Here is a 24,239-nt window from a genome sequence, read left to right as displayed (position 1 = left end):
GCATGAGTCAGGCAAGCAAAGGCTTTACGGCCCAATTGGAAAACTCGCTGCTACTGCAACGCTGGCGAACACTGGCCCCGCGTGAGCAGCTGTCGCTGGCCAGTCTGGGCGGTTTTTTGTTGCTGGTGCTGCTGTACCTAGCACTCTGGCAGCCGGCGCAGCAGCGTTTGCTGGCAGCACGTGCGGCGTTCGAAACGCAGCGTGAACTCAATGCCTACCTGCATAGCCAGGCCCCGTTGGCGCGCAACCTGGCCAGCACTCCGCAGAGCCGCGTCGAGCCGGCGCGGCTGCAAGGGTTGGTCACGGCCAGTGCTACGACCCAGGGTCTGACCATTGAACGTCTGGATAGCGACGGGGAGGGTGTGCTGCAGGTCAGTGTGCAGGCCGCGCCTTTTGCCCAGCTGTTGCGTTGGTTCGCCGCTTTGCAGGAGCAGGGCGTGCAGATTGCCGAGGCAGGCCTGGATCGCAGTGGTGACAATCAGGTGGCGGCACGGTTGAGCCTGAGGGTTGCTCAATAATCGTTTACGTCAGCTGCATTACCGTGCGTGACCGCGCACTTGGGCACTGGATGGGCGCATCGACTTTTCTTATTTTTAGAAAAACTTGAAGCAGGGTATTGACTTAGGTGCGCCCCTTGCGTAAATTTCGCGCCTCGCAAGCAGCGGGTGATTAGCTCAGCTGGGAGAGCAGCTGCCTTACAAGCAGCGGGTCGGCGGTTCGATCCCGTCATCACCCACCACTCTTGTGAAACCGGACGAAAGTCCACCGACGCGCAGCGGTAGTTCAGTCGGTTAGAATACCGGCCTGTCACGCCGGGGGTCGCGGGTTCGAGTCCCGTCCGCTGCGCCATATTTTCCATATCGAGCTTGCTCGATGTGAGGTTGAAAAGCTGATTTAGCTGATCATCCCGATGAAGCAAGAGTTGTACGGACGCAAGTCCACCGACACGCAGCGGTAGTTCAGTCGGTTAGAATACCGGCCTGTCACGCCGGGGGTCGCGGGTTCGAGTCCCGTCCGCTGCGCCATATACGAAACCCTCAGGTAGCAATACCTGAGGGTTTTTTATTGCCTGCAAGAAACTGTCATCGTGCGTTCATCTTCCTCCCTTAGCTTGATTGGCATGCTCTTTGTTAGCGCAATGGGCACACGCCACGATATTGGTTGGGAGGAATATGCAATGGATGACTATCAAGAAGAACTGCTGGAAGAGCGTAGCGTTGAGCTCGATCTACCCGAGTGGAACGAGGATGCGACCGAGCTTTAATCGGCTCTGCGTTGCTCGCGGCGATACTCTCCTGGGGTTTGCTGGTTCCAGCGTTTAAACGCGCGCTGGAAGGCTTCTGCTGAAGCGAAGCCGAGTAGATAAGCGATTTCGCCGAATGCCAGTTCGGTGTCACGGATATAGGCCATCGCCAGGTCACGGCGAGTGTCGTTGAGAATGCTGCGAAACTGCGTGCCTTCCTCGGCTAGCTTGCGCCGTAGTGTCCAGGCAGGCAATTGCAGGCGTGCCGCGACCTCTGTCAGATCCGGCTCACGGCCATGCAGCAGGGGTCCGAGCAGTTGAGCAATGCGTTCGCGCAGGTTGCGTGTACGGGTTAGTTGCGTCAGTTCCTGCTCACAGATTTCTAATAGATGCCGCCAGGTGCTCGGGCAATGCTCGGGGTTGCGCATGTTCAGGCTGTGCTGATCCAGGCGCAGCTGATTGTGCGGGCTGGCAAACTCCACCGGGCAGGCGAACAGCGCGGCGTACTGTGCGGCGTAGATGGGTGCCTGGAATTCGATCTGAACTTTCTCCACCGGCAACGGCTGTTGCGCCAGTTTGCGTAGCTGTTGCGCCCAGCTGGCCAGTACCGAATCCACTACAAAGCGGTTGTAGGCGTTGTACGGACTGATCGAATAAAAGCGCAGCCAGGCTCCGCGGTTGTCCTCATGCAGGCTGGACTGGCCGCGATAATTGCTGGCATACAGCGGTTCGAAGCGAATCAGTGCGCGCGCCGCCTCGCGCACTGTTGGTGCTTGTGCGGCCGTCACGCCGGCTAAGCCCAGTTGGCTCAGGCGGCCAGTCTGGCCCATCAGTAAGCCCAACCCCGGTTCGTCGCATTGCTGGATAGCGGCATGGCCCAGGCGCATATAACGTGGGATCGACAGTCGTGCGCGCGGTTCGGCCAGGCGTGCGGCATCCAGCCCATAGCTGTTGAGCAGTGGAAGTGGATCTTGGGCGCAGCGGCGCATGGCATCAGCCAGGCTGTCGACAAAGCTGACCGACAAATCGCCGAGTTTGACCCGGGTGTTTTTGACCATTGAGGACCCTGCGTTTTGTGCCTGGAACGGCTCTGTGGGTGGGCTTCGTGCCGGACCTCAGGGTAGGTGGGTGTTTAGGCTTTGCCAAGAGACGATGTTATTTACAGTCAGTAAGTTGTCACTTTAGGTCATTGAGGCCTTCACCCAGGCTCTTTATCGTCTAGACCATATCGACTGCGGCCCATTAAGAGATCGCAGCATTTTCCGTGAAATGCCAACGCCCGATGTGGAGACTTCCATGACTGCTCATTACCCAAACCTGCTGGCCCCTCTTGATCTGGGCTTCACCACCCTGAAAAACCGCACCTTGATGGGCTCCATGCACACCGGTCTGGAAGAAAAGCCGGGCGGCTTCGAGCGCATGGCGGCCTATTTTGCCGAGCGTGCCCGCGGCGGTGTTGGCTTGATGGTCACCGGCGGCATTGGCCCGAACGACGAAGGCGGCGTGTACTCCGGTGCGGCCAAACTGACCACCGTCGAGGAAGCCGAGAAGCACAAGATCGTCACCAAAGCGGTGCACGAGGCGGACGGCAAGATCTGCATGCAGATCCTTCACGCTGGTCGTTATGCTTACAGCCCGAAATCGGTAGCACCGAGCGCCATTCAGGCGCCGATCAACCCGTTCAAGCCACGCGAGCTGGACGAGGAAGGCATCGAGAAGCAGATTCAGGACTTCATTAATTGCTCGTTGCTGGCTCAGCAGGCTGAGTACGATGGTGTCGAGATCATGGGGTCGGAAGGCTACTTCATTAACCAGTTCCTTGCCGCCCATACCAACCACCGCACCGACCGCTGGGGTGGCAGTTACGAGAACCGCATGCGCCTGCCGGTGGAGATCGTTCGTCGCGTGCGTGAAGCCGTGGGGCCGAATTTCATCATCATCTATCGCCTGTCGATGCTCGACCTGGTGGAGGGCGGCAGCACCTGGGATGAGATCGTCCTGCTGGCCAAGGCCATCGAGAAGGCCGGCGCGACCATCATCAACACCGGCATCGGCTGGCACGAAGCGCGTATCCCGACCATCGCCACCAAGGTGCCGCGTGCAGCCTTTACCAAGGTCACTGCCAAACTCAAAGGCGAGGTCAGCATTCCGCTGATCACCACTAACCGCATCAACACCCCGGAAGTGGCTGAGCAAGTGCTGGCCGAAGGCGACGCCGACATGGTCTCCATGGCCCGTCCGTTCCTCGCCGACCCGGAGTTCGTCAACAAGGCCGCTGAAGGCCGTAGCGATGAAATCAACACCTGCATTGGCTGTAACCAGGCTTGCCTGGACCACACCTTCGGCGGCAAGTTGACCAGCTGTTTGGTCAACCCACGCGCCTGCCATGAGACCGAGCTGAACTACATCGCCACCACCGCGGTGAAGAAGATTGCAGTGGTCGGTGCCGGCCCTGCGGGGTTGTCCGCTGCCACCGTGGCTGCCGAGCGTGGCCACAGCGTGACCCTGTTCGATTCGGCCAGCGAAATCGGCGGCCAGTTCAACGTGGCCAAGCGCGTGCCGGGCAAGGAAGAGTTTTTTGAAACCCTGCGCTACTTCAAGCGCAAGCTGGAAACCACAGGTGTTGACCTGCGTCTGAACACTCGCGTGTCGGTTGATGATCTGGCCAAGGGCGGTTTTGACGAAATCATCCTGGCCACCGGTATTGCTCCGCGTACTCCGGCCATTCCGGGAATCGAGCATGCCAAGGTGATCAGCTATCTGGATGCCATCCTGCAGCGTAAGCCGGTCGGCCAGACGGTCGCGGTGATTGGTGCCGGCGGTATTGGCTTCGACGTCTCGGAATTCATCATTCACCAGGGTGTCGCCACCAGTCAGGACCGTGAAGCGTTCTGGCACGAGTGGGGCATCGACGCCAACCTGGAAGCTCGCGGCGGCGTGGCGGGAATTAAAGCCGAGGTGCATGCACCGGCGCGCCAGGTCTTCCTGTTGCAGCGTAAGAAGACCAAGGTGGGTGATGGTCTGGGCAAAACCACCGGCTGGATCCACCGCACTGGGCTGAAGAACAAGAACGTGCAGATGCTCAATTCGGTTGAGTACCTCAAGGTCGATGACGCGGGCTTGCATATCAGCATTGCCGGCGGTGAGCCGCAGGTATTGCCGGTCGATACGGTGATTGTCTGCGCCGGGCAAGATCCGCTGCGCGAGTTGCAGGATGGACTGGTCGCCGCCGGGCAAAACGTGCACCTGATCGGTGGCGCCGATGTGGCCAGTGAGCTGGACGCCAAACGCGCGATCAATCAGGGTTCGCGCCTCGCCGCCGAACTCTGACCGACAAACGCCCCGCCTCGTGCGGGGCGTTTTGCATGTGCTCATAACAATAAGGAAATGCTCATGTCCAGTAACGCCCAGCTTCAACCGGCAGCGGCCGCCACGCTTGCGCAGTGGCATGGCCTGATGCAGAAAAACGACCTGCGCGCTTTGCCTGAATTGCTCCATCCGCAGGCGGTATTCCGCTCCCCCATGGCGTATAACCCCTATGTCGGCGCGCCCATGGTTTCGCTGATTCTCAATACCGTGAGTCAGGTGTTTGTCGACTTTGCCTACCACCGCGAGTTGGCCACAGCCGATGGTCTCAACGTGGTGCTGGAATTCAGCGCCAAGGTGGGCGCGCGCGAGCTCAAGGGTATCGACATGATCCGCTTCGACGAGGCCGGCAAGATCGTGGAGTTCGAGGTGATGATTCGGCCCATGAGTGGCTTGCAAGCCTTGGGTGAGGAGATGGGGCGCAGGCTGGCGCCTTTTCTGGCGGCGGCGAAAAGCTGAGGCGTTGCACCAAACCCATCACAGTTTTGCCCTGTTGGTCCGTTTTTACGGTTCACCGGCAGGGCGACTGCCAACCCAGTCACATTGCTGGGCTTGGTTTTTCCCCTAGACTTGCCTGAACAAGGGTATAGCGCCTGAAACAGAGGCCTTGCTTAACCCGTCAGAATGTTGGCGATCTTGCTGATTGCGCCAGTTGTTGCGCAGTATAAGCAAGCGCGTCACGCGCTGAGCGGAACGCCCCGTTTAGCCTAGAGGAAAGCCGATGAGCATGCAGAACAAGCCGCAGATGGTTGAGGCCGTACTGTTCTTCAGTGAACGCGGCGGCATCTGCAAGCAAATGTTTTTCCCTGAATTCGAGGCTTTGCTTGACGGCGTGGTAAATATGCCGGAATTCGCCGATCAACAGATGCGTGTGGCTTACGTGCTGATCAACCCGCGCTTGATGATTAAGGCGCTGGTGTTTTTCTACCTGGATTTTGATGAGAAGGGCGCACCGGACTCCGGCTGGAACATCCCATTGCAGGCGTTGGCTGAGCGCGCCGGACGGGGGCCTGATCTGGGAGCGGGACCGATTCGCTTGGCTTGCCGCAGCCAGTGCCCGGTATCCTGGCACCAGATGCACCTCTGGGACCCTGGCTTAACGCCAGGTAATAACGACCTAGCGCTGCTGCGCGATGTGGTTAAACGCAACAGCCTTGGCTTATTGGCCGAAGATGAAAATGCGCAGGCTGTTGCGCTAGAGCGCTTGCAAATGGCCTCTGAAGACAAATGGTACGCGCCTGACCCTGCTCAGGATGAGGCGGCCAAAGCCACTGAAAAACTTGACCAAGAACAGCGACTGAAAGCGGCCCAGTTAATCAAGCAGCAGCGGTTACGCATTAGCAGCCTGACTCAGCAGCACGAGGAAGAACTGGCTAAATTCAAATTGGCCAGTGAAGAGCAAAACAAGAACCTGCAGGCGCAAATTCATGGCCTGCATCAGGCGTTGCGGCAGCAAGAAGAGCACAACAGTGCGCTGAAGGCTCAGCTCGCGGCGCAGGCGGCAAACTTCCAAACGTCCCGTGAAAAGATGACCGAGCAGCTGCGTGCACTGCAGCACGATGGCCGCAGTGAGAGCGACAGCCTACGTGCGCAATACGAAGACGAGATGCAGGCTAAGATCGCTTCGGCAGTGGCTGAATACAAAGAGCAGATCGCCATTCGCGACGTCGAGTTGGCCTATCGTGGTGAGCAGGACACTCAGGCCTTGCAGGAAATCAATCGCCTCAAGCGGGCGTACGCGGATTTGGCCAGCCAGGGTGGCGATCAGATTCTCGAGCGGTTGGCCAAACTTGGGGTGGTTTTTGTGGTGTATCACCCGGGTGCCGGGCACCTGACCATTCCTTTGCAGGATATAGCTACTTACCAAGACAACCCGTTGGCTTATGTGGCCGCCAAGTGTTTTGTCAGCGAAGAGCAGTATCGCAAGTGGCTGGCGCATTATCAGAAGCCCAGTTGCGAAGCGGCGCTCCCCAGTGGTGAGCGCTGCGCCATCCCCATCGACCGTATCGATACGCCCAGTCGTTTTGCTCTCGGTGAGTCCAATTGCTGTGCGCGGCATAAGGCCAGTAGCCGTTTGCGCACCGTTAGTTAACCTTGCCTGTAATCCTGCCTGACTGGGCTCCACGTGCGCCTTTACAGCCGTTGCAGCTGGCTTGGTCGGTCGCAGCTGGCGTCGAGCTGGCGATATTGCGTCTGGATCTGCTTGATCCGCTGATCAGTGGTAATAAATGGTTCAAACTCTCCGAGCACCTGCGCGCAGCAGAGGCCTGCGCCGCTACTGGCGTAATCAGCCTGGGCGGTGCCCACTCTAACCATCTGCATGCGCTGGCAGCTGCTGGTAAACGCTTTGGCTTTAACACGGTTGGCCTGCTGCGTGGGCATCCCCAGCAGACGCCAACGGTGCGTGATCTCCACGCCTTCGGCATGCAATTGCACTGGTTGGGGTATGCGGGCTATCGGGCGCGGCATACCGCGGACTTTTGGCTGCCCTGGCGGACGCAGTATCCGGGTATTTATACCGTACCGGAGGGCGGTGGCGGACTATTGGGGGCGTTGGGGTGTATAGGGCTGGTGCGACAGGTTCGTGAGCAATTGCCTGGTCTAGGCTGGGCCGATTATGACGCCTGGTGGCTGGCTGCGGGTACGGGCACCACGCTGGCCGGTGTGCTGTTGGGTGAGGCCGCTGAGCATCCGGTGCACGCCGCGCTGGCCGTACCGATTGATCATGGTGTCGAGCAGCAGGTGCAGGCGATTGTGCAGGATGCTGATAGACCCGTTGGCGGCTACCAGTTACATGCTGCCAGCCGCGGTGGCTTTGCCAAGGTAGATGCCGAGTTGCTGAGCTTTATGCAGGTAACGGAAGCGGCAAGCGGTGTACCGCTCGAGCCGCTGTATACCGCTAAGGCGTTAATGGCGTTGCGCCAGCAGGTCGAGGCCGGTTACTTTGCTCGCGGCAGTCGTCTGGTGTTTGTCCATACGGGTGGTTTGCAGGGCCGGGCAGCGGCGTTGCTGCAGCACACTTCGGCATAACGCGGCTACACTGAATTTCACCAGCGGAGCCTGGATATTCCATGAGCGAACCCCTTAATCCCGAGCAGTTACGCAGCCTGACGCCCCTCAACGTGCTGTCCGAGCAACAGTGGCGTGAGTTGCGTGTGCAGCTGGTCCCACAACCCTTGTTGGTGGGGCAGCTACTGTTTAGGCCTGGGGATCAGGCGCGCCTAACCTACTACCTGTTGGCGGGGGAGTTGCTACTGCAATCGGTCGATGGCCAGGAGCAGCGTTTGCAAGCCGGCAGTGAAGCCAGCTGTCATCCGTTGTCACCGAGTTTGCCGCGCCTGCATGAGGTACGGGCGCTGACCGATGCCAGCGTGCTGGTGCTGGACACGGCGACTCTCAATCGTCTGTTGACGTGGCGCCTGGCCTATCAGGATTTGCTGCTGGAGCTGGGGCAAAACCATGCTGAGGTCGAGTGGCTTGAGCGTTTGCTGGAGAACCCACTGTTTGCCAAGGTGCCACCGTCGAATGTGCGCGCCATGCTAGAGCGCCTGCAGCGCATTGAGTTGGTTGCGGGCAGTACTGTGCTGCAGGAAGGTGATGTTGGCGACAGTTGCTACTTCCTCAAAAGTGGTCGGGCCGAAGTGATTCGTGGTGCTGGCAGCGCCCAGCAGGTGTTGGCTGAGTTGGAGATTGGCGCGTGCTTTGGCGAGGAGGCTTTGCTGGCGGATAGCCCGCGTAATGCCACGGTGACCATGCTGGAAGAGGGGGTGGTGCTGCGTCTGGATCGCCAGGACTTCTTTGCTTTACTGAAAGCGCCGGTGGTGAACGAGGTCTCGCTTGGCGAAGCGTCGCGGTTGCTGGCGGCGGGGGCGCAATGGCTGGATGTGCGCCTGCAAGAAGAATACGAGCGTGCACATGCTTTGCAGTCACTCAATATGCCGCTGCAGTTACTGCGTTTGAAGGCACGGCTGCTGGATACCACGCGCACCTACTTGTGTTATTGCGACAGCGGCAAACGCAGCGCCAGTGCGGTGTTTTTGCTCTCACAGTTGGGCTACAGCGCTTACGCTTTGCGTGATGGTGTGGATGCCTTGCCGGCGGTGCAGCGTGATGCGCTGTTGTGTGAAAGTGGCTCGGGTTATCTGGCGCGCTCGGGTGGTCGTACCGAACGCAGTCGCTGAAGGGCTCACGGCTGGTGGTTTAGGTTGCGCGCTAGGCGGTGGGTTGCATCGGCCAGCCATCATTCACCAGAAACACCCGCTCGGCTTCCAGCCAGCAGTGTTGTGGGCTTTCAATAAAACGTACGAGTAACTGCGCATTGGCATCGCTTGGCAGTGCTGCGAGCCATGTTTGGAATTGCTCGTGCGACCATAATTGCTCCCCTTCTATACGTGCAGGCGCGAGCCAGGCTTGTCGCGGTAAGGGCTGCCAGTGACCTTGGTGCTGAGTGGTAAAGCTTGTCCAGTCTGCGCGGTGCAGCCAGCGCCCCCGTAGGTGGGCAGGGTTTGTGCCTGACGCTGCACGGTAGGATTGTTGCCAGGGGTAGAAGAGGTAGCCAGCCAGCCACAGTGCGGCCTGAGGTTGTGCAATGTCGTGTGCATGGAGTGCCGGTTGTGCCTCTAGACGAGCTGACAAAGGCAGTTGATGTTCGCCGAGGTGCGCCAGTTTGATATCCAAACGGTCGTGGCTGCCTGGGCCGAGCCAGTGTGACAGCTCGCTGCCGCTGCAATGCGGTTGGCCCAGGTACAGCTTTATGGCCAGCTCTAAGTGATGGACCCCTTCTTCATCACGCAGCAGCATGTCCAGCTCGCCAAGCGTGTGACCCTGTTGCCGGATGGGCACGTTGGCAGCCAGTACCTCGATGCCAGGCGCAGCATGCAGGGCAAACTGCCAGAGCCGTTCGTAGTAAAGCCCCAGGCGGCGCACCGAGCGCTGACTCAGCCATTGCTGCAGGGTGTGGCTGTCGGCGTCCAGACTGAGCAGCCAGTCGGCCAGCGTATCGGGTTGCCGCTGCCAACTGCTGGCGTTGAGTGGGTGCCGCTGTGGCCAGGGCGTTTGTGCCAGCAGGGGCGGTGATAGCAGCGTCCACGCCAAGTCGCGCACTGCAGGTTGGTGCAGATGTGCAAGTAAGTCGGCGAGCGATGGGAAAGGCATCATGCTGCGAGCATAGCGCTTAACGGCCGCGTTATGGCCTGGCGGTTTGCTGCTGCCGCCAGCTTTCGCCCATAATCCGAGCCATTAGATTCAGAGCCTGGCGGGAGCCCCATGGAGCAATTTCGTAATATCGGCATCATCGGTCGGCTGGGCAGTACCCAGGTTCTCGACACCATTCGCCGGCTGAAGAAGTTTCTGCTCGCTCATCACCTGCATGTGATTCTCGAAGACACCATTGCCGAAGTGCTGCCCGGTCATGGCCTGCAAACGTCCTCACGCAAAATTCTCGGTGAAATCTGCGATCTGGTGATCGTGGTGGGTGGTGATGGCAGCATGCTCGGCGCGGCCCGTGCCCTGGCGCGGCATAAAGTACCGGTGTTGGGGGTCAACCGTGGCAGCCTGGGCTTTCTTACCGATATTCGCCCCGATGAGCTGGAGGTAAAGGTTGCGCAGGTGCTTGAAGGGCATTACCTGACGGAGAACCGCTTCCTGCTTGAAGCCGAAGTGCGCCGCAATGGCGAGGCTATTGGCCAGGGCGATGCACTTAACGATGTCGTGCTGCACCCTGGCAAGTCGACCAAAATGATCGAGTTCGAGCTGTATATCGACGGCCAGTTTGTCTGCAGCCAGAAAGCGGATGGCTTGATTATCGCCACACCAACCGGATCGACTGCTTACGCCTTGTCCGCTGGCGGGCCGATCATGCACCCCAAGCTGGATGCCATCGTCATCGTGCCGATGTACCCGCATACGCTGTCCAGTCGCCCGATTGTGGTGGATGCCAACAGCGAGCTGAAAATCGTTGTCTCCAAGGATCTACAGATTTATCCGCTGGTGTCCTGTGATGGGCAGAATCACTTCACGTGTGCACCTGGGGACACCATCACCGTGGCCAAGCGGCCGCAGAAGCTGCGTCTGATTCACCCGCTGGATCATAATTTCTTCGAGGTCTGCCGCAACAAGCTCGGCTGGGGCAGTCGACTCGGTGGGGGTAACTAATGCACCTCGACCCCGCTCGTGGTTACGACCTGATCGGTGACATCCACGGTTGTGCGAAAACGCTGGAGCGATTGCTCAGTACCTTGGGCTACCGCCAGCAGGCCGGTGTATGGCGGCACCCTCAGCGGATGGTGATTTTTCTCGGTGATCTGGTCGACCGTGGTCCGCGCATTCGTGAAGCCTTGCATCTGGTGCGCGACATGGTCGTGGCCGGTCAAGCGCTGTGCATCATGGGTAACCATGAGTTCAATGCCCTGGGCTGGAGTACGCCTGCGGCCCCCGGCAGTGGTCGGCAATTTGTACGTGAGCACACGCCGCGGCACGCCAAACTGATTAAGGAAACCCTGGAGCAGTTCGATGCCTACCCAGATGAGTGGCGCGAATTTCTCGGTTGGTTCTATGAATTACCGCTGTTTATCGATGCTGAGCGTTTTCGTGTGGTGCATGCCTGTTGGGACGACAGCCTGATCGAACCGCTGCGCGCACAGTTTGCCGATGGCTGTATTGATGAACATTTTCTGCAAGCGGCGGCGGTACATGGCAGTTTTGCCAATACTGCGCTGGACCGACTGTTGCGCGGCACTGACATGCGTCTGCCGCACGGCATGACCTTGACGAGTGATGATGGCTTTACCCGCGCACATTTTCGCACCAAATTCTGGGAAGAAGACCCGCAAACCTACGGCGATATTGTGTTCCAGCCCGATGCTTTGCCGGCGCTGGCGGCGCAGATGCCGCTCAGTGAGTCGCAGAAGACCGAGTTGCTCAAGTACCGGGCCGATCAGCCGCTGCTGTTTGTCGGCCACTACTGGCGCAGCGGCAAACCCGCGCCGATTCGCAACAACTTGGCGTGCTTGGATTACAGCGCCGTACTCAATGGCAAATTAGTCGCCTATCGCCTTGATCAGGAAACACGCCTAGAGGCCAACAAGTTTGTTTGGGTCGATGTTGATCGCCCGGAGGCGCGACCATGACAGCAGTAGCGGCAATGCGCTTACCCGAACAGATCGACCTGAGTGGCTTCATCACGTTATTGCAACGTTTGCAGGTGCCACACCGGGTGGCGGAAGAAGCGGGCGAGCAGGTGGTCTGGGTGCCCGAAGAGCAATGGGCTGAACAGGTGCGTGCACTTTATGCACGTTATCCGCAGGGCGATGCTGCAGTGCCGCCGGCTGAGTCAGCTGAGCCCCTGCGCGATGGCGTGCTGGTGCAGTTACGGCGTAGCCCGCTGACCGCTGCCATGTTGTTGCTGACCTTGATTGTTTTTACCGTCACCGGCGCTGGAGAAAACTTTGCGGCGATTCGCTGGCTGAGTTTCGTCGACTTCCGTATCGAGGGGGAGCGCTTTTACCTGAATTATGTGGACGCCACCCTCGCCAGCGGCCAGTGGTGGCGGCTGATCACGCCGATGTTGATTCATTTCGGCTGGCTGCATCTGGCGATGAACAGCCTTTGGTACTGGGAGCTGGGGCGGCGTATTGAGTTTCGCCAAGGCGGTGTCGGTCTGCTGGGGTTGAGTCTGTTGTTCGGTCTGGCGTCGAACATCGCGCAGTATTGGTGGGCGGGGCCCTCGCTGTTTGGCGGGCTGTCCGGTGTGCTCTATGGCTTGCTCGGGCATTGTTGGATCTTCCAACGCTTGGCCCCTAACAGGGCTTATCAGCTACCGCCTGGCGTGCTGGTAATGATGCTGGCCTGGCTGGTGATCTGTATGACCGGCATCTTCGAGTTGCTGCAATTCGGCGCGATTGCCAATGCGGCGCATGTCGGCGGCCTGCTGGTAGGTTGCCTGACAGGGCTGCTGGGTGGTGCGCTGGCGCGTCGGCAACGCAGTTAGTTCTTCTACAGGCTGGTAAACTGCCACTTTGCATTTGGAGGCGTCATGTCGTCTTTTCTTCAAGCGATTGAAAACATCACCCCTGAGATTTATCAGAGCCTCAAACTGGCTGTAGAAATCGGCAAATGGCCGGACGGCCGCAAACTGACTCTGGAGCAAAAGGAGCTGACCCTGCAGGCCCTGATTGCCTGGGAGGTTCAGAACTTACCGGAAGAAGAGCGCATCGGTTATATGGGCCCGCAGGAATGCAGCTCTAAGTCCGCGCCGGTGCCCAATCTGTTGTTCAAATCCTCGGATACCCTGCACTGATGAGTGAGATAGCTCGTGGTGCCCTGAGTAAAATGGCGGTGCAGCTGGAAGCGCCGGTGCAGTACAGCTTTCGCTTAGGTGATGAACTGCTGCCGGTGAATCCACTGATTGGCAAGACCCTGCGCCTGGAGTTCCTCGGCGCCATCCATTGCAGCCATTGCGGGCGCAAGACCAAGAGCAGCTACAGCCAGGGCTATTGCTACCCCTGTATGCAGAAGCTGGCGCAGTGCGATATCTGCATCATGAGCCCCGAGCGTTGCCATTATGAGGCCGGCACTTGCCGCGAGCCGAGCTGGGGCGAACAGTTCTGCATGACCGATCACGTGGTTTACCTGGCCAACTCCAGTGGGGTCAAGGTCGGTATTACTCGCGCTACGCAGATCCCCACGCGCTGGATCGACCAAGGTGCAACCCAAGCGTTACCTATTGCGCGGGTGGCTACCCGTCAACAATCGGGCTTTGTCGAAGACTTGCTGCGCAGCCAGGTGGCGGATAAAACCAACTGGCGCGCGCTGCTCAAAGGTGATGCAGCACCGGTGGATCTCGTAGCGGTTCGCGAGCAGCTATTTACCAGTTGCAGCAGCGGGCTGACCGAGCTGCAGCAGCGCTTTGGCATCCAAGCCATTCAGCCGCTGAACGACCAGGCTGTGGTGCAAATTACCTACCCGATTGACGCCTACCCGGCGAAGATCAACAGCTTCAACCTGGACAAGAATCCGCTGGCCGAGGGCACACTGCTGGGCATCAAGGGTCAGTACCTGATGTTCGACACCGGCGTGATCAATATCCGCAAATACACTGCTTATCAGCTGGCCGTCCACGAACTGGCCGTCTGACTGACATCTACGCAAACCCGGCGCGAGCGCGCCGCAGATAAAGGGCCACAAGCCATGCGCACTGAACAGCCGAAGATGATTTACCTCAAGGATTACCAGGTTCCGGATTATCTGATCGATGAAACACACCTGACCTTCGAGTTGTTCGATGACCACACCTTGGTACACGCGCAGTTAGTGATGCGGCGCAACCCGGCGGCGGGCAGTGGTCTGCCGCCATTGGTGCTGGACGGTCAACAGTTAGAACTGCTGAGCCTGGCGCTGGATGACCGCGCATTGTCCGCCGGTGATTATCAACTGGACGATAGCCATCTGACCGTGCAGCCGAGCACCGCCAGCTTTGTTATCGACAGCAGCGTGCGCATCCACCCCGAGAGCAATACCGCGCTGGAGGGCTTGTATAAATCCAGCGGCATGTTCTGCACCCAGTGCGAGGCCGAGGGCTTTCGCAAAATTACCTACTACCTCGACCGCCCGGATGTGATGAGTAAGTTCACCACCACCCTGAGCGCGGCCCAGCATGACTATCCGGTGCTGCTGTCTAACGGCAACCCGATTGCCAGCGGTAGCGAGGGTGATGGCCGTCATTGGGCGACCTGGGAAGACCCCTTTATGAAGCCGGCGTACCTGTTTGCGCTGGTGGCCGGTGATCTCTGGTGTGTTGAAGACAGCTTTACCACCATGAACCAGCGTGACGTGGCGTTGCGCATTTATGTCGAGCCGGAAAACATCGACAAGTGCCAGCACGCCATGGACAGCCTGAAGAAGTCGATGAAGTGGGACGAGGAGGTGTACGGCCGCGAGTACGACCTGGACATCTTTATGATCGTCGCGGTCAACGACTTCAATATGGGTGCCATGGAGAACAAAGGCCTCAACATCTTCAACTCCAGTTGCGTGCTGGCCAAGGCCGAGACCGCCACTGACGCTGCTCACCAGCGCGTTGAAGCCGTGGTGGCTCACGAGTATTTCCATAACTGGTCGGGCAACCGTGTGACCTGCCGCGACTGGTTCCAGCTATCGCTGAAAGAAGGCTTCACCGTGTTCCGCGACGCCGAGTTCAGCGCCGATATGCATTCGCGCACGGTCAAGCGGATTGAGGATGTGGCCTACCTGCGTACCCACCAGTTCGCCGAAGATGCAGGCCCCATGGCCCATCCGGTGCGCCCTGATGCCTTTATGGAAATTTCCAACTTCTACACCCTGACGGTGTATGAGAAAGGCTCGGAAGTGGTGCGCATGATTCGCACCTTGGTCGGTGCCGAAGGTTTCCGCAAAGGCAGCGACCTGTACTTCGGGCGCCATGATGGTCAGGCCGTGACCTGTGACGATTTTATCCGTGCGATGGAAGAGGCCAACGGCATCGACCTGACTCAGTTCAAACGTTGGTACAGTCAGGCGGGTACGCCACGTCTTGAAGTCAGTGAAAGCTATGACGCTGCGGCCAATAGCTATCGCCTGCAATTTCGCCAAAGCTGCCCAGCCACTCCGGAGCAGGCGCAAAAGCAACCCTTTGTTATTCCTGTTGAGTTGGCGTTGCTCGATGCGCAGGGCATGGAGTTACCACTGCAGTTGGTGGGTGAAGATACCGCTGTGCAAGGCGCGCGCGTAGTGCAGGTGACCGAGGCTGAGCAGGCTTTCACCTTTATCAACCTGGCCGAAAAACCACTGCCCTCATTGCTGCGCGGCTTTTCAGCGCCGATCAAACTGAGCTTTCCCTACAGCCGTGATCAGCTGATGTTTCTCATGCAGCATGACAGTGATGGGTTTAACCGCTGGGAAGCGGGGCAGCAGCTGTCGGTGCAGGTGTTGCAGGACCTGATCGGCCAACATCAGCGCGGTGAGGCGCTGGTGCTCGATCAGCGTCTGGTTGATGCCTGCCGAACTCTGCTGGCAGATGATTCGCTGGATCAGGCCATGGTGGCTGAGATGCTCTCGCTGCCGGGTGAGGCGTATCTGACGGAAATCAGCTCCGTGGCGGACGTGGAGGCCATTCACGCCGCTCGTGAGTTTGCTCGTAAACAGCTGTCGCAAGCCTTGTTCGATCTGCTATGGCAGCGTTACCAGAGCAATCGTGAGGTTTCTCGTACGAGCGCTTATGTGGCCGAGGCTGAACACTTTGCCCGACGCAGCCTGCAAAATATCGCGCTGTCTTACCTGATGCTGAGCGGCAAAGCCGAGGTGTTGGCCGCTTGCTTGGAGCAGTTCGAGGACGCTGACAACATGACTGAGCGCTTGGCGGCTCTCGCCGTGTTGGTCAACTCGCCGTTTGAGGTCGAGAAGGCTGCGGCGCTGACCAGCTTCGCCGAGTTCTTCAAAGACAACCCCTTGGTTATGGATCAGTGGTTCAGCGTGCAAGCCGCTTGCGCCTTGCCGGGTGCGTTGCAGCGCGTTGAGCAATTGATGCAGCACCCCGCATTTACCTTGAAAAATCCGAATAAGGTGCGCGCCTTGATCGGCGCATTTGCTGGGCAGAACCTACAAGGCTTCCATCAGGCGGATGGCAGTGGTTATCGCTTCCTGGCGGATCAGGTGATCACTTTGAATGCCCTCAACCCGCAGATCGCCTCGCGTCTGTTGGCGCCGCTAACCCGCTGGGGCAAATATGGCCCAGCTCGTCAGGCGCAGATGAAGTGCGAACTGCAGCGGATTCTGGCCTCGGGTGAGTTATCCAGTGATGTCTATGAAGTCGTCAGCAAGAGCCTGGCGGGTTAATCACGACGCAGTAACAGTTGGCAGAAACCGTTCCCCTCTGTGGGGCGTTACTAGGTGGGGGTGTTGATCTGGGTGATTAACACTAAAGATCGCATCTACGGGCCTATGCGCAAGGCATAGGCTTCCAGCTGTTCCGTTTGAGTCTATCGAGTTGCGAAAAGTGTTACCCGGCTGTGTCGGGTAACACTTTTTTGTTACTTGGGTGGCTGAAAGCGCAGTGCTTGCGGTTGTAATTGAGATTTATGGCTTGACCTTATCAAGGTTCTTTGAACGGCTTGAGCGCTCTATTTCGCGGGTAGTGGCGGATCACGCCAGATGGTAGGACAAAAAAAGAAAAACCGTCACTGCATGCCGTCATCTGCGCGCTGAATGAGTGGTCATAAAATGGCTTTTAAGTTCTGTGTGCGGCGGTTGTGAGCTTTTTATACGATCGTTTGAATTGGCACCATGGTTGCAGGTGCTGAACAGATTTGACCTTTCAAGGCACATGCCAAGCCGTAGGGGCGCGTGAGCGCGTTGGGAGATTACTTCCAATCAACATTAAGGCCGTCATCAGTATGGCCATAACATGCCCCAGTGGTTGGGGTACTAAAAGATGATCTGTCCACGGAGTAACGGTTCGATGGAAATTAAGTCCCGCAAGCCTGTATTGCGTTTCGCACCTGCTAAGGCAGGTTTTGCCTTTGTCGGCATTCTTCCCCTGCTTATGGCTGCACATGCCCAGGCGGTTGAATTCAGCTTCGCCGACAATGAAATCAGCGGCTCCATCGACACCACTGTTTCTTACGGTCAGCTTTGGCGTGTGCAAGGGCAGGATAAGACCAACAACGATATCAATACCAATGACGGTAATCGCAATTTTGATACTGGCTTGGTCTCTGAAGTATTCAAAGCCACTACTGACCTGGAAGTGACGTACCAAAACTACGGTGCCTTCGTGCGTGGTACCGCGTTTTATGACACCCAGATCATGGACAAACGCAGCGATTATTACGACACCAGTCTGGCTTATCAGCCGAGCCAGAATGTACCGAAAGATGACAGCTTTACGCGCGGCACCCGGCACACAGCGGGGCGTAACGCAGAAATCCTCGATGCTTATGTTTACGGTAACTGGGATATTGGCGATATGCCTGTAGGCGCTCGCTTCGGTAAACAGGTGTTTAACTGGGGTGAGGGGCTGTTCTATCGCGGGGGTATTAATACTACAAACCCGGTAGATGCCGGTAAGTTCCGCCTGCCAGGGGCTGAAGTTAAAGAAGTATTGGTTCCAGTTGAAGCGCTCAGCTTTAACGTCGGTTTGACTGACAATCTTTCCATGGATGCGTTCTATCAGTTCAACTGGAAAGAGTCGGCTATTGATCCGGTTGGCACCTATTTCTCTGAAACTGATTTATTTGGCGAAGGTGGTAATACTGCCTATAACGATTTTGCTGGAACCGCTTTGGCGCCGGCGATTTCTGGTTATAACTCGTTGGCCGCTGGTGGTTTCGGTGCTGGCCCACTTGCGACTGCACGCGCGGCGGGAATATACCAAAATGGGGTTAACTCATCGTTTGGCGATATTCTTAAAGTTGCCGATGTAAGCAGTGATTTGAATGCGAAAAATGATGGGCAGTATGGGCTTTCATTTAAATACATTGTCGAGGAATTAAATTCGACAGAGTTTGGCGCGTACTTAGTTAATTATCATGCGAAAGAGCCGACCATTTATGCTGATTTAAATGGTTATCAAGGTGTTGATGTGGGCGCGCTGTCAAATGCACTGGGGGCTGCGGCGGCTGGTGGTTTGGCTACAGTCGATATTTTAGGCTCCACTCGGGCCAAGCGTGAGTATGCTGAAGACATTCGCATGTATGGATTCAGCTTCAATACCACGCTGAATAAAACGTCGGTCTTTGGTGAGTTGTCTTACCGCCCGAATCTTCCAGTAGGGATCGCTGCCACAAACGATTTGCTTGGGGATTTGGTTTTGCAGGGCGCAAAACTTGCGGATAACTCAGGCACGCTTCCGGGCGCAGGCACGGCGCTTATCTCCGGTCAGCAGATTTCGCGTGATGGCTCCGTCAGTAACTCGCGTCGAGTTGAGGCGTTTAATACATCCATTGGTGCGATCCATAGCTTTGGCAATGTCCTGAGTTTCGATTCGCTGTTTGGTGTTGCCGAACTTGCTTCGGAGCATCTGCGTGGCGACAGCTTGAAGTACAGCGCTACCAATGGTGAGCGTTGCATCGCAGGTCGTGCCAATACGTCCTATTCGACCGACGCCGCTATGGCCAAGCAAGATTGTGCATCGGCGGATGCTTATGGTTATACGTTGGTGCTGTCTGGTACTTGGAATGATGTATATGCCGGTGTAAACCTGTCGCCATTTACAGTGTTCAAACACGACTTCCAGGGTAACTCGCACCAGACCGGTAACTTTATTGAAGATCGCAAGGCCTACACCTTAGGTCTGCGTGCCAGCTACCAGAACAGCCTTGAAGCTGAAATTCAGTACACCGAGTTTATGGGGGGCGGTCAAAGTAACTCGGGTCGCGACCGCGATAATGTCGGTGTAAACGTCAAATATTCCTTCTAAATACAACTAGAAAACACCGAGTGCCTGTGGGCGCTCGGTCGATGACTTATTACGGAGAATCAAGATGCTGAACAAGCACACGCTGATTGGTGCCGCCATTGCGTTGGCACTGTCCGCTGGTAGCGCGCTCGCCGCAGTTTCACCTGCTGAGGTGGCCAAATTGGGCGCAAGCCTCACCCCGTTTGGTGCCGAGAAAGCCGGTAACGCCGCCGGCACCATCCCTGAGTGGACCGGTGGCATCACTCAGGTACCTGCTGCCTACAAAACGCCAGGCCAGCACCACGTTGACCCCTTTGCGGATGACAAGCCGCTGTTCACCATCACCAAGGCCAACCTGGAACAGTACAAGGACAACCTGACCCCAGGTCAGATTGCGATGTTCAACACCTACCCCAACAGTTACCAGATGCCGGTTTACCAGACCCGTCGCTCCGGTTCCGCGCCAAAGTGGGTGTATGACAACACTCTCAAAAACGCCAGCACGGCCAAACTGCTCGATGGTGGCAACGGTTTCTCCGAGGCTTACGGCGGCATTCCGTTTCCGATTCCGCAAAATGGCGTAGAAGCGCTGTGGAACCACATTGCTCGCTACCGCGGCACCTACATCGTGCGTCGCGCCTCGGAAGTGGCCGTGCAACGTAACGGCAGCTATTCGCTGGTGACCTCGCAACAGGAAGCCATGTTCAAGTTCTACAACCCGAAAGGGACTGCAGCTGACCTGAACAACATCATGTTTTACTACTTGTCCTTCACCAAGAGCCCGGCGCGTCTGGCCGGTGGTGCGGTGCTGGTACACGAAACCCTGGATCAGGTTAAAGAGCCGCGTCAGGCCTGGGGTTACAACGCCGGTCAGCGTCGCGTACGTCGTGCGCCGAACCTGGCATACGACACCCCAATCGCTGCCGCTGACGGCCTGCGCACTGCAGACGACACCGACATGATCAACGGCTCGCCAGATCGTTATGACTGGAAGCTGGTCGGTAAGAAAGAAATCTATATTCCTTACAACAGCTACAAAGTCACCAGCCCAGACGTCAAGTACAAGGACCTGCTGCAAGTCGGTCACTTGAACCCAGCGTTTACGCGCAATGAGCTGCACCGTGTGTGGGTGGTCGAGGGCACGCTGAAGTCGGGTTCGCGTCACATCTACTCCAAGCGCACCCTGTTCCTTGACGAGGACAGCTGGCAAGCAGCAGTGGTTGATCAGTACGACGGCCGCGGTGAATTGTGGCGCGTGTCGATTGCCTACCTGAAAAACTACTACGAGCTTCCGACCACCTGGTCTGCACTGGACAGCTTCCATGACTTGCAGGCGCGCCGTTATCACGTGCAGAACTTGGATAACGAAGAGCCAAGCACCATTGACTTCAGTCAGGCCGTGCCGGACGACGGTTACTTCAAGCCTGCAGCGCTGCGTCGCCGCGGTACGCGTTAATCGGCGTGTGGGTTGAGCAAAAGGCCGCTAATGTTGTAGCGGCCTTTTGCTATTTGTTAGTCGAACAGGGCATGGTAAGCAGTCGGGTTTAACAAAACATAACGTCGCGCCGATTGTCAGGCCTTTTGAAAGCTCAGTAGGATAGGCGCACTGCTATGAAGGGTAGTGCTACCTAATAAGAATAAGGGGGAAGGTATATGAGTGAGCCCGTCATGCGGCGCACCCAGGCCGATCGTGTTGTGGGTTTGTCCCGCGCACCGGCGCTCCGCGTCCACTCACCGATAGCCAAAGCGCTGTCGCTGTGCAGTGTGCTGTCCGTGCTGATGTTTACCAGCGCACCACTGCAGGCTGCCAGTGATGACGTCAGTCAATACTCGGTCGTCTCTGCCAGAGCTCAGCAAAGTCTGTTGCTGGACGTCGCCAGCCTAGGTAAGCGCGTGGTCACCGTCGGTGCGCGCGGGCATATCCTGTACTCCGATGACAATGGCGCCAGCTGGGTTCAGGCCAAGGTGCCGACTAAGCAGATGCTGACAGCTGTATTTTTTATCGACGATAGCCATGGCTGGGCGGTCGGGCACGATGCGCAAATTCTTGCCAGTACTGATGGCGGTGCGACCTGGGTCAAGCAGTTCGAAGACCTAGAGCGTGAAGAAGGGGCTCCGTTCCTTGATGTCTGGTTTAAAGATCGCAATAACGGTTATGTAGTGGGTGCCTATGGTGCTCTGCTGGAAACCACTGATGGTGGTGCCAATTGGACCGATATCAGTGACCGTATGGGCAATGAAGATCTTTATCACCTCAACGCCATCGTCGAGGTCAAAGACTCCGGCCTGTTTGCCGTCGGCGAACAGGGCGTGATGTTCCGCTCTCCAGACTGGGGGCAAACCTGGGAAACCATAAAGGGCCCTTATGAGGGTTCGCTGTTCGGCGCATTGGGCACTGATGAAGCCGGAGCGTTACTGGTTTACGGCCTGCGTGGACATTTGTTCCGCTCGGCTGACTTTGGTACGACGTGGCAAGCAATCACGCTAAATACCGCCAACAATGGCCCCCTCGAGTTCGGTTTGGCGGATGGTAATCGTTTGGCTGATGGCTCTATTGTGGTTGTTGGGCATGGCGGTACTGTGCTCAAGAGCACCGATAATGGCCGCAACTTCAGTGTGACCAATCGTGCCGACCGGCTATCGCTGGCAGGCGTTGCAGCAATGGAAAACGGCAATCTGATTCTGGTAGGGCAGGGTGGTGTTCACGCTGCTGCGCCTACTGGCGCCGATCTGGGCCAACAATAATAAGCCGGGAGCCTTTGCATGAGTAAGCATCAACAACAACCTGCCTCCTTTCTGGAACGGTTGATTTTCAATAATCGTCCGGCTGTGATTCTGCTGTGCCTGTTGATCAGTCTGTTTCTGTTCTTCCAGGCGGCGCAAGTGCGTCCGCAGACCAGCTTCGAGAAGATGATTCCGCTGGGGCACCCCTATATCCAGAAGATGCTCGAGCACCGCAATGACCTGGCAAACCTGGGTAACACCGTGCGTATCTCGGTGGAAGCGGTAGATGGCGACATCTTCAGCAAGGAGTACATGGAAACGCTGCGTCAGATCAATGACGAGGCCTTCTACATTCCGGGTGTTGACCGTTCAGGCCTGAAGTCACTGTGGAGCCCCAGCGTGCGCTGGACCGAAGTGACTGAAGAAGGTTTTGCCGGCGGCGAAGTCATTCCGCAAACCTACGACGGTTCCTCTGAAAGCCTGGAAGAATTGCGCAGCAACATTCTCAAGTCCGGGCAAATTGGCCGATTGGTCGCCAACAACTTCAAGTCGAGCATCGTCGACTTGCCGTTGCTGGAAACCTATGCCGACCCTAATGACATGAGTAAGCAGATCCCTCTCGATTACCAGAAGTTCTCCCATGAACTTGAAGAGAAGATCCGCGACAAGTACCAGGCGCAGAACCCTAACGTTAAAATTCACATCATCGGTTTCGCTAAGAAAGTCGGGGATCTGATTGATGGCTTGATTGGCGTGGCGCTGTTCTTTGCCGTGGCAATCGGCATCACCTTTGTGCTCTTGCTGTGGTTCACCCACTGCTTCAAAAGCACCTTGGCGGTGGTTCTTGCCACGTTGATTGCGGTGGTGTGGCAGTTGGGTTTGCTGCATACCCTCGGTTTCGGACTTGACCCTTACTCGATGCTGGTGCCGTTCCTGGTCTTCGCCATTGGTATTTCTCACGGCGTGCAAAAGATCAACGGCATCGCCATGGCTTCGGGTGAAGCGACCGATTCGTTGTCAGCCGCACGTATGGCGTTCCGTCAGCTGTTTATTCCAGGCTTGGTGGCGCTGCTGTCGGATGCGGTGGGCTTTATCACCTTGTTGCTGATCGACATCGGTGTGATCCGCGAGCTGGCTATCGGCGCATCCATGGGTGTGGCGGTGATCATTCTGACCAACCTGATTCTGCTGCCCGTGATGATTTCCTACGTCGGCATCAGCAAGAAGGCGGTGAGGATCAGCCGTGAAGAGGCTGAAAAAGAGCATCCGTTCTGGCGCTTTATCTCCAACTGCGCACACCCGATGGTGGCTCCTATTTCCGTGGTTGTGGCAATTGTCGCGCTGGCGGGTGGGGTCTGGTACGGGCAGAACCTGAAGATCGGTGACCTTGATCAAGGCGCGCCAGAGCTGCATCCGGACTCGCGCTACAACCTGGACAACGATTTCGTCATCCGAAATTACTCCACCAGCTCCGATGTACTGGTGATCATGGTCAAGACAGCGGCAGAAGGCTGCTCGACGTATCCGACTCTGTCGGCCATGGATGAGTTGATGTGGAAGATGGAGAACACCGAAGGCGTACAGTCGGCCATTTCCATGGTCACGGTCTCGCGTCAGGTGATCAAAGGCATGAACGAGGGCAACCTGAAATGGGAAGCCCTGTCGCGCAATCAGGACATGCTGAACAACTCCATTGCCCGGGCCGATGGTCTGTACAACGGTGATTGCTCGGTTGCTCCGGTGCTGATCTTCCTCTCCGACCATAAAGCTGAAACGCTAACGCGTGCGGTTAAAGTCGCTGAAGATTTTGCCAAAGAGAACAACACGGACGGTTTGGAGTTCATCCTTGCAGCCGGTAATGCGGGCATTGAGGCGGCCACCAACGAGGTGATCGCGGCGTCTGAAACCACCATGTTGATCGCGGTGTATGCGGCCGTGAGCATCATGTGCTTGCTGACCTTCCGTTCGCTGGCGGCCACTCTCTGCGTGATCTTGCCGTTGGTCCTGACCTCGGTGTTGGGTAACGCCCTGATGGCCTATATGGGTATCGGTGTGAAGGTAGCCACGCTGCCGGTAATCGCCTTGGGTGTAGGTATTGGTGTCGACTACGGCATTTATATCTACAGCCGTTTGGAGACTTACCTGCGTCAGGGCCTGTCGTTGCAGGATGCCTACTACGAGACCCTCAAGTCGACGGGTAAAGCGGTGCTGTTTACCGGTATCTGTTTGGCGATTGGCGTGGCAACGTGGATCTTCTCGGCGATCAAGTTCCAGGCTGATATGGGCTTGATGCTGACCTTTATGTTCCTGTGGAACATGATTGGTGCGATCTGGCTGCTGCCTGCCCTGGCACGCTTCCTGATCAACCCAGAGAAGTTGCGCAACAAGGCCTGAGCCTAATACGCAGTCGCAACACTAAAAACCGCGGCCCTGGGCCGCGGTTTTTTATTGCCTGTTTATCCGTGGTGGGCCGAGCGTCCATGTTCACGCTTGAGGCAT

19 protein-coding genes and 3 tRNA genes are annotated in these 24,239 nt (G+C 57.3%); 20 read left to right on the top strand and 2 right to left on the bottom strand.

Annotated features, from left to right (window positions below; translation table 11 throughout):
- Positions 1 to 2: 2 nt before the first annotated feature.
- From D8779_RS00540 to D8779_RS20525, 5 genes are all read left to right on the top strand, one after another.
- Entirely contained in the window at positions 3 to 518 is a 516-nt protein-coding gene (locus D8779_RS00540) for a type II secretion system protein M (RefSeq protein WP_338109850.1), read from the top strand.
- Between the two features lie 145 nt (positions 519 to 663).
- Positions 664 to 739 (top strand) — tRNA-Val (locus D8779_RS00535).
- Between the two features lie 33 nt (positions 740 to 772).
- Positions 773 to 849 (top strand) — tRNA-Asp (locus D8779_RS00530).
- A gap of 99 nt (positions 850 to 948) precedes the next feature.
- Positions 949 to 1,025, top strand: a tRNA-Asp gene (locus tag D8779_RS00525).
- A gap of 62 nt (positions 1,026 to 1,087) precedes the next feature.
- Positions 1,088 to 1,264 carry a hypothetical protein gene (locus D8779_RS20525; protein WP_167492515.1) on the top strand — a complete coding sequence of 59 codons (177 nt, stop codon included), beginning with the start codon at positions 1,088 to 1,090 and terminating at the stop codon, positions 1,262 to 1,264.
- Here D8779_RS20525 and D8779_RS00520 read toward each other — a convergent pair.
- The gene (locus tag D8779_RS00520) at positions 1,261 to 2,301 is read right to left on the bottom strand and encodes an AraC family transcriptional regulator (RefSeq protein WP_136662523.1); all 1,041 of its coding nucleotides are present in this window, start codon (positions 2,299 to 2,301) and stop codon (positions 1,261 to 1,263) included. The two genes, D8779_RS20525 and D8779_RS00520, sit on opposite strands and share 4 nt — an antisense overlap.
- 238 nt (positions 2,302 to 2,539) lie before the next feature.
- On the opposite strand from D8779_RS00520, the gene D8779_RS00515 reads away from it, so the two are divergent.
- From D8779_RS00515 to D8779_RS00495, 5 genes are all read left to right on the top strand, one after another.
- On the top strand, positions 2,540 to 4,573 hold the full coding sequence (locus tag D8779_RS00515; RefSeq protein WP_136662522.1) for an NADPH-dependent 2,4-dienoyl-CoA reductase: 2,034 nt from the start codon (positions 2,540 to 2,542) through the stop codon (positions 4,571 to 4,573).
- A 63-nt stretch (positions 4,574 to 4,636) separates the two neighbouring features.
- Entirely contained in the window at positions 4,637 to 5,068 is a 432-nt protein-coding gene (locus D8779_RS00510; RefSeq protein WP_136662521.1) for a nuclear transport factor 2 family protein, read from the top strand.
- A 262-nt stretch (positions 5,069 to 5,330) separates the two neighbouring features.
- Positions 5,331 to 6,701 carry a coiled-coil domain-containing protein gene (locus D8779_RS00505; RefSeq protein WP_136662520.1) on the top strand — a complete coding sequence of 457 codons (1,371 nt, stop codon included), beginning with the start codon at positions 5,331 to 5,333 and terminating at the stop codon, positions 6,699 to 6,701.
- A gap of 2 nt (positions 6,702 to 6,703) precedes the next feature.
- On the top strand, positions 6,704 to 7,639 hold the full coding sequence (locus tag D8779_RS00500; protein ID WP_136662519.1) for a 1-aminocyclopropane-1-carboxylate deaminase/D-cysteine desulfhydrase: 936 nt from the start codon (positions 6,704 to 6,706) through the stop codon (positions 7,637 to 7,639).
- Positions 7,640 to 7,680: 41 nt separating this feature from the next.
- On the top strand, positions 7,681 to 8,790 hold the full coding sequence (locus tag D8779_RS00495; protein WP_136662518.1) for a cyclic nucleotide-binding domain-containing protein: 1,110 nt from the start codon (positions 7,681 to 7,683) through the stop codon (positions 8,788 to 8,790).
- A gap of 31 nt (positions 8,791 to 8,821) precedes the next feature.
- Here D8779_RS00495 and D8779_RS00490 read toward each other — a convergent pair whose 3' ends face one another.
- The gene (locus tag D8779_RS00490; RefSeq protein ID WP_136662517.1) at positions 8,822 to 9,766 is read right to left on the bottom strand and encodes a DUF1853 family protein; all 945 of its coding nucleotides are present in this window, start codon (positions 9,764 to 9,766) and stop codon (positions 8,822 to 8,824) included.
- A 108-nt stretch (positions 9,767 to 9,874) separates the two neighbouring features.
- On the opposite strand from D8779_RS00490, the gene D8779_RS00485 reads away from it, so the two are divergent.
- The 10 genes from D8779_RS00485 to D8779_RS00440 all read left to right on the top strand — a co-directional run bounded on the left by D8779_RS00485 (position 9,875) and on the right by D8779_RS00440 (position 24,134).
- Positions 9,875 to 10,762: an NAD(+) kinase gene (locus D8779_RS00485; RefSeq protein ID WP_136662516.1), complete on the top strand. Its 888-nt coding sequence runs from the start codon at positions 9,875 to 9,877 to the stop codon at positions 10,760 to 10,762.
- The gene (locus tag D8779_RS00480; protein WP_136662515.1) at positions 10,762 to 11,736 is read left to right on the top strand and encodes a metallophosphoesterase; all 975 of its coding nucleotides are present in this window, start codon (positions 10,762 to 10,764) and stop codon (positions 11,734 to 11,736) included. The genes D8779_RS00485 and D8779_RS00480 overlap by 1 nt, the downstream gene beginning before the upstream one ends.
- Positions 11,733 to 12,596 (top strand): rhomboid family intramembrane serine protease, encoded by an 864-nt coding sequence (locus D8779_RS00475; protein ID WP_136662514.1) that lies wholly within the window; start codon positions 11,733 to 11,735, stop codon positions 12,594 to 12,596. Before D8779_RS00480 ends, D8779_RS00475 begins: the two co-directional genes overlap by 4 nt.
- A 45-nt stretch (positions 12,597 to 12,641) precedes the next feature.
- The gene (locus tag D8779_RS00470; protein WP_136662513.1) at positions 12,642 to 12,905 is read left to right on the top strand and encodes a YeaC family protein; all 264 of its coding nucleotides are present in this window, start codon (positions 12,642 to 12,644) and stop codon (positions 12,903 to 12,905) included.
- Positions 12,905 to 13,741: a DUF2797 domain-containing protein gene (locus D8779_RS00465; RefSeq protein ID WP_136662512.1), complete on the top strand. Its 837-nt coding sequence runs from the start codon at positions 12,905 to 12,907 to the stop codon at positions 13,739 to 13,741. Before D8779_RS00470 ends, D8779_RS00465 begins: the two co-directional genes overlap by 1 nt.
- Before the next feature lie 54 nt (positions 13,742 to 13,795).
- Positions 13,796 to 16,456 (top strand): aminopeptidase N, encoded by a 2,661-nt coding sequence (gene pepN / locus D8779_RS00460; RefSeq protein ID WP_136662511.1) that lies wholly within the window; start codon positions 13,796 to 13,798, stop codon positions 16,454 to 16,456.
- A gap of 622 nt (positions 16,457 to 17,078) precedes the next feature.
- Positions 17,079 to 19,037: a DUF1302 domain-containing protein gene (locus D8779_RS00455; RefSeq protein WP_136662510.1), complete on the top strand. Its 1,959-nt coding sequence runs from the start codon at positions 17,079 to 17,081 to the stop codon at positions 19,035 to 19,037.
- Positions 19,038 to 19,101: 64 nt separating this feature from the next.
- The gene (locus D8779_RS00450; RefSeq protein WP_136662509.1) at positions 19,102 to 20,472 is read left to right on the top strand and encodes a DUF1329 domain-containing protein; all 1,371 of its coding nucleotides are present in this window, start codon (positions 19,102 to 19,104) and stop codon (positions 20,470 to 20,472) included.
- Between the two features lie 197 nt (positions 20,473 to 20,669).
- Positions 20,670 to 21,761 (top strand): WD40/YVTN/BNR-like repeat-containing protein, encoded by a 1,092-nt coding sequence (locus tag D8779_RS00445; RefSeq protein ID WP_167492516.1) that lies wholly within the window; start codon positions 20,670 to 20,672, stop codon positions 21,759 to 21,761.
- 18 nt (positions 21,762 to 21,779) lie between these two features.
- Entirely contained in the window at positions 21,780 to 24,134 is a 2,355-nt protein-coding gene (locus tag D8779_RS00440) for an efflux RND transporter permease subunit (RefSeq protein WP_136662508.1), read from the top strand.
- The last annotated feature ends 105 nt before the right edge of the window (positions 24,135 to 24,239 follow it).

This window comes from Pseudomonas leptonychotis (assembly GCF_004920405.1).
Taxonomy (GTDB): Bacteria; Pseudomonadota; Gammaproteobacteria; order Pseudomonadales; family Pseudomonadaceae; genus Aquipseudomonas; species Aquipseudomonas leptonychotis.
The sequence above is the reverse complement of the archived record's forward strand: the minus strand, read 5'-3'. Positions and strand labels throughout refer to the sequence as shown.

What these genes read in the sequence shown, in the direction of transcription:
- D8779_RS00540 (WP_338109850.1), top strand. Translation starts at nt 3, where the DNA reads ATGAGTCAGGCAAGCAAAGGCTTTACGGCCCAATTGGAAAACTCGCTG.
- D8779_RS00520 (WP_136662523.1), bottom strand. Translation starts at nt 2,301, where the DNA reads ATGGTCAAAAACACCCGGGTCAAACTCGGCGATTTGTCGGTCAGCTTT.
- D8779_RS00515 (WP_136662522.1), top strand. Translation starts at nt 2,540, where the DNA reads ATGACTGCTCATTACCCAAACCTGCTGGCCCCTCTTGATCTGGGCTTC.
- D8779_RS00510 (WP_136662521.1), top strand. Translation starts at nt 4,637, where the DNA reads ATGTCCAGTAACGCCCAGCTTCAACCGGCAGCGGCCGCCACGCTTGCG.
- D8779_RS00505 (WP_136662520.1), top strand. Translation starts at nt 5,331, where the DNA reads ATGAGCATGCAGAACAAGCCGCAGATGGTTGAGGCCGTACTGTTCTTC.
- D8779_RS00495 (WP_136662518.1), top strand. Translation starts at nt 7,681, where the DNA reads ATGAGCGAACCCCTTAATCCCGAGCAGTTACGCAGCCTGACGCCCCTC.
- D8779_RS00490 (WP_136662517.1), bottom strand. Translation starts at nt 9,766, where the DNA reads ATGATGCCTTTCCCATCGCTCGCCGACTTACTTGCACATCTGCACCAA.
- D8779_RS00485 (WP_136662516.1), top strand. Translation starts at nt 9,875, where the DNA reads ATGGAGCAATTTCGTAATATCGGCATCATCGGTCGGCTGGGCAGTACC.
- D8779_RS00480 (WP_136662515.1), top strand. Translation starts at nt 10,762, where the DNA reads ATGCACCTCGACCCCGCTCGTGGTTACGACCTGATCGGTGACATCCAC.
- D8779_RS00475 (WP_136662514.1), top strand. Translation starts at nt 11,733, where the DNA reads ATGACAGCAGTAGCGGCAATGCGCTTACCCGAACAGATCGACCTGAGT.
- D8779_RS00470 (WP_136662513.1), top strand. Translation starts at nt 12,642, where the DNA reads ATGTCGTCTTTTCTTCAAGCGATTGAAAACATCACCCCTGAGATTTAT.
- D8779_RS00465 (WP_136662512.1), top strand. Translation starts at nt 12,905, where the DNA reads ATGAGTGAGATAGCTCGTGGTGCCCTGAGTAAAATGGCGGTGCAGCTG.
- pepN (WP_136662511.1), top strand. Translation starts at nt 13,796, where the DNA reads ATGCGCACTGAACAGCCGAAGATGATTTACCTCAAGGATTACCAGGTT.
- D8779_RS00455 (WP_136662510.1), top strand. Translation starts at nt 17,079, where the DNA reads ATGGAAATTAAGTCCCGCAAGCCTGTATTGCGTTTCGCACCTGCTAAG.
- D8779_RS00450 (WP_136662509.1), top strand. Translation starts at nt 19,102, where the DNA reads ATGCTGAACAAGCACACGCTGATTGGTGCCGCCATTGCGTTGGCACTG.
- D8779_RS00445 (WP_167492516.1), top strand. Translation starts at nt 20,670, where the DNA reads ATGAGTGAGCCCGTCATGCGGCGCACCCAGGCCGATCGTGTTGTGGGT.
- D8779_RS00440 (WP_136662508.1), top strand. Translation starts at nt 21,780, where the DNA reads ATGAGTAAGCATCAACAACAACCTGCCTCCTTTCTGGAACGGTTGATT.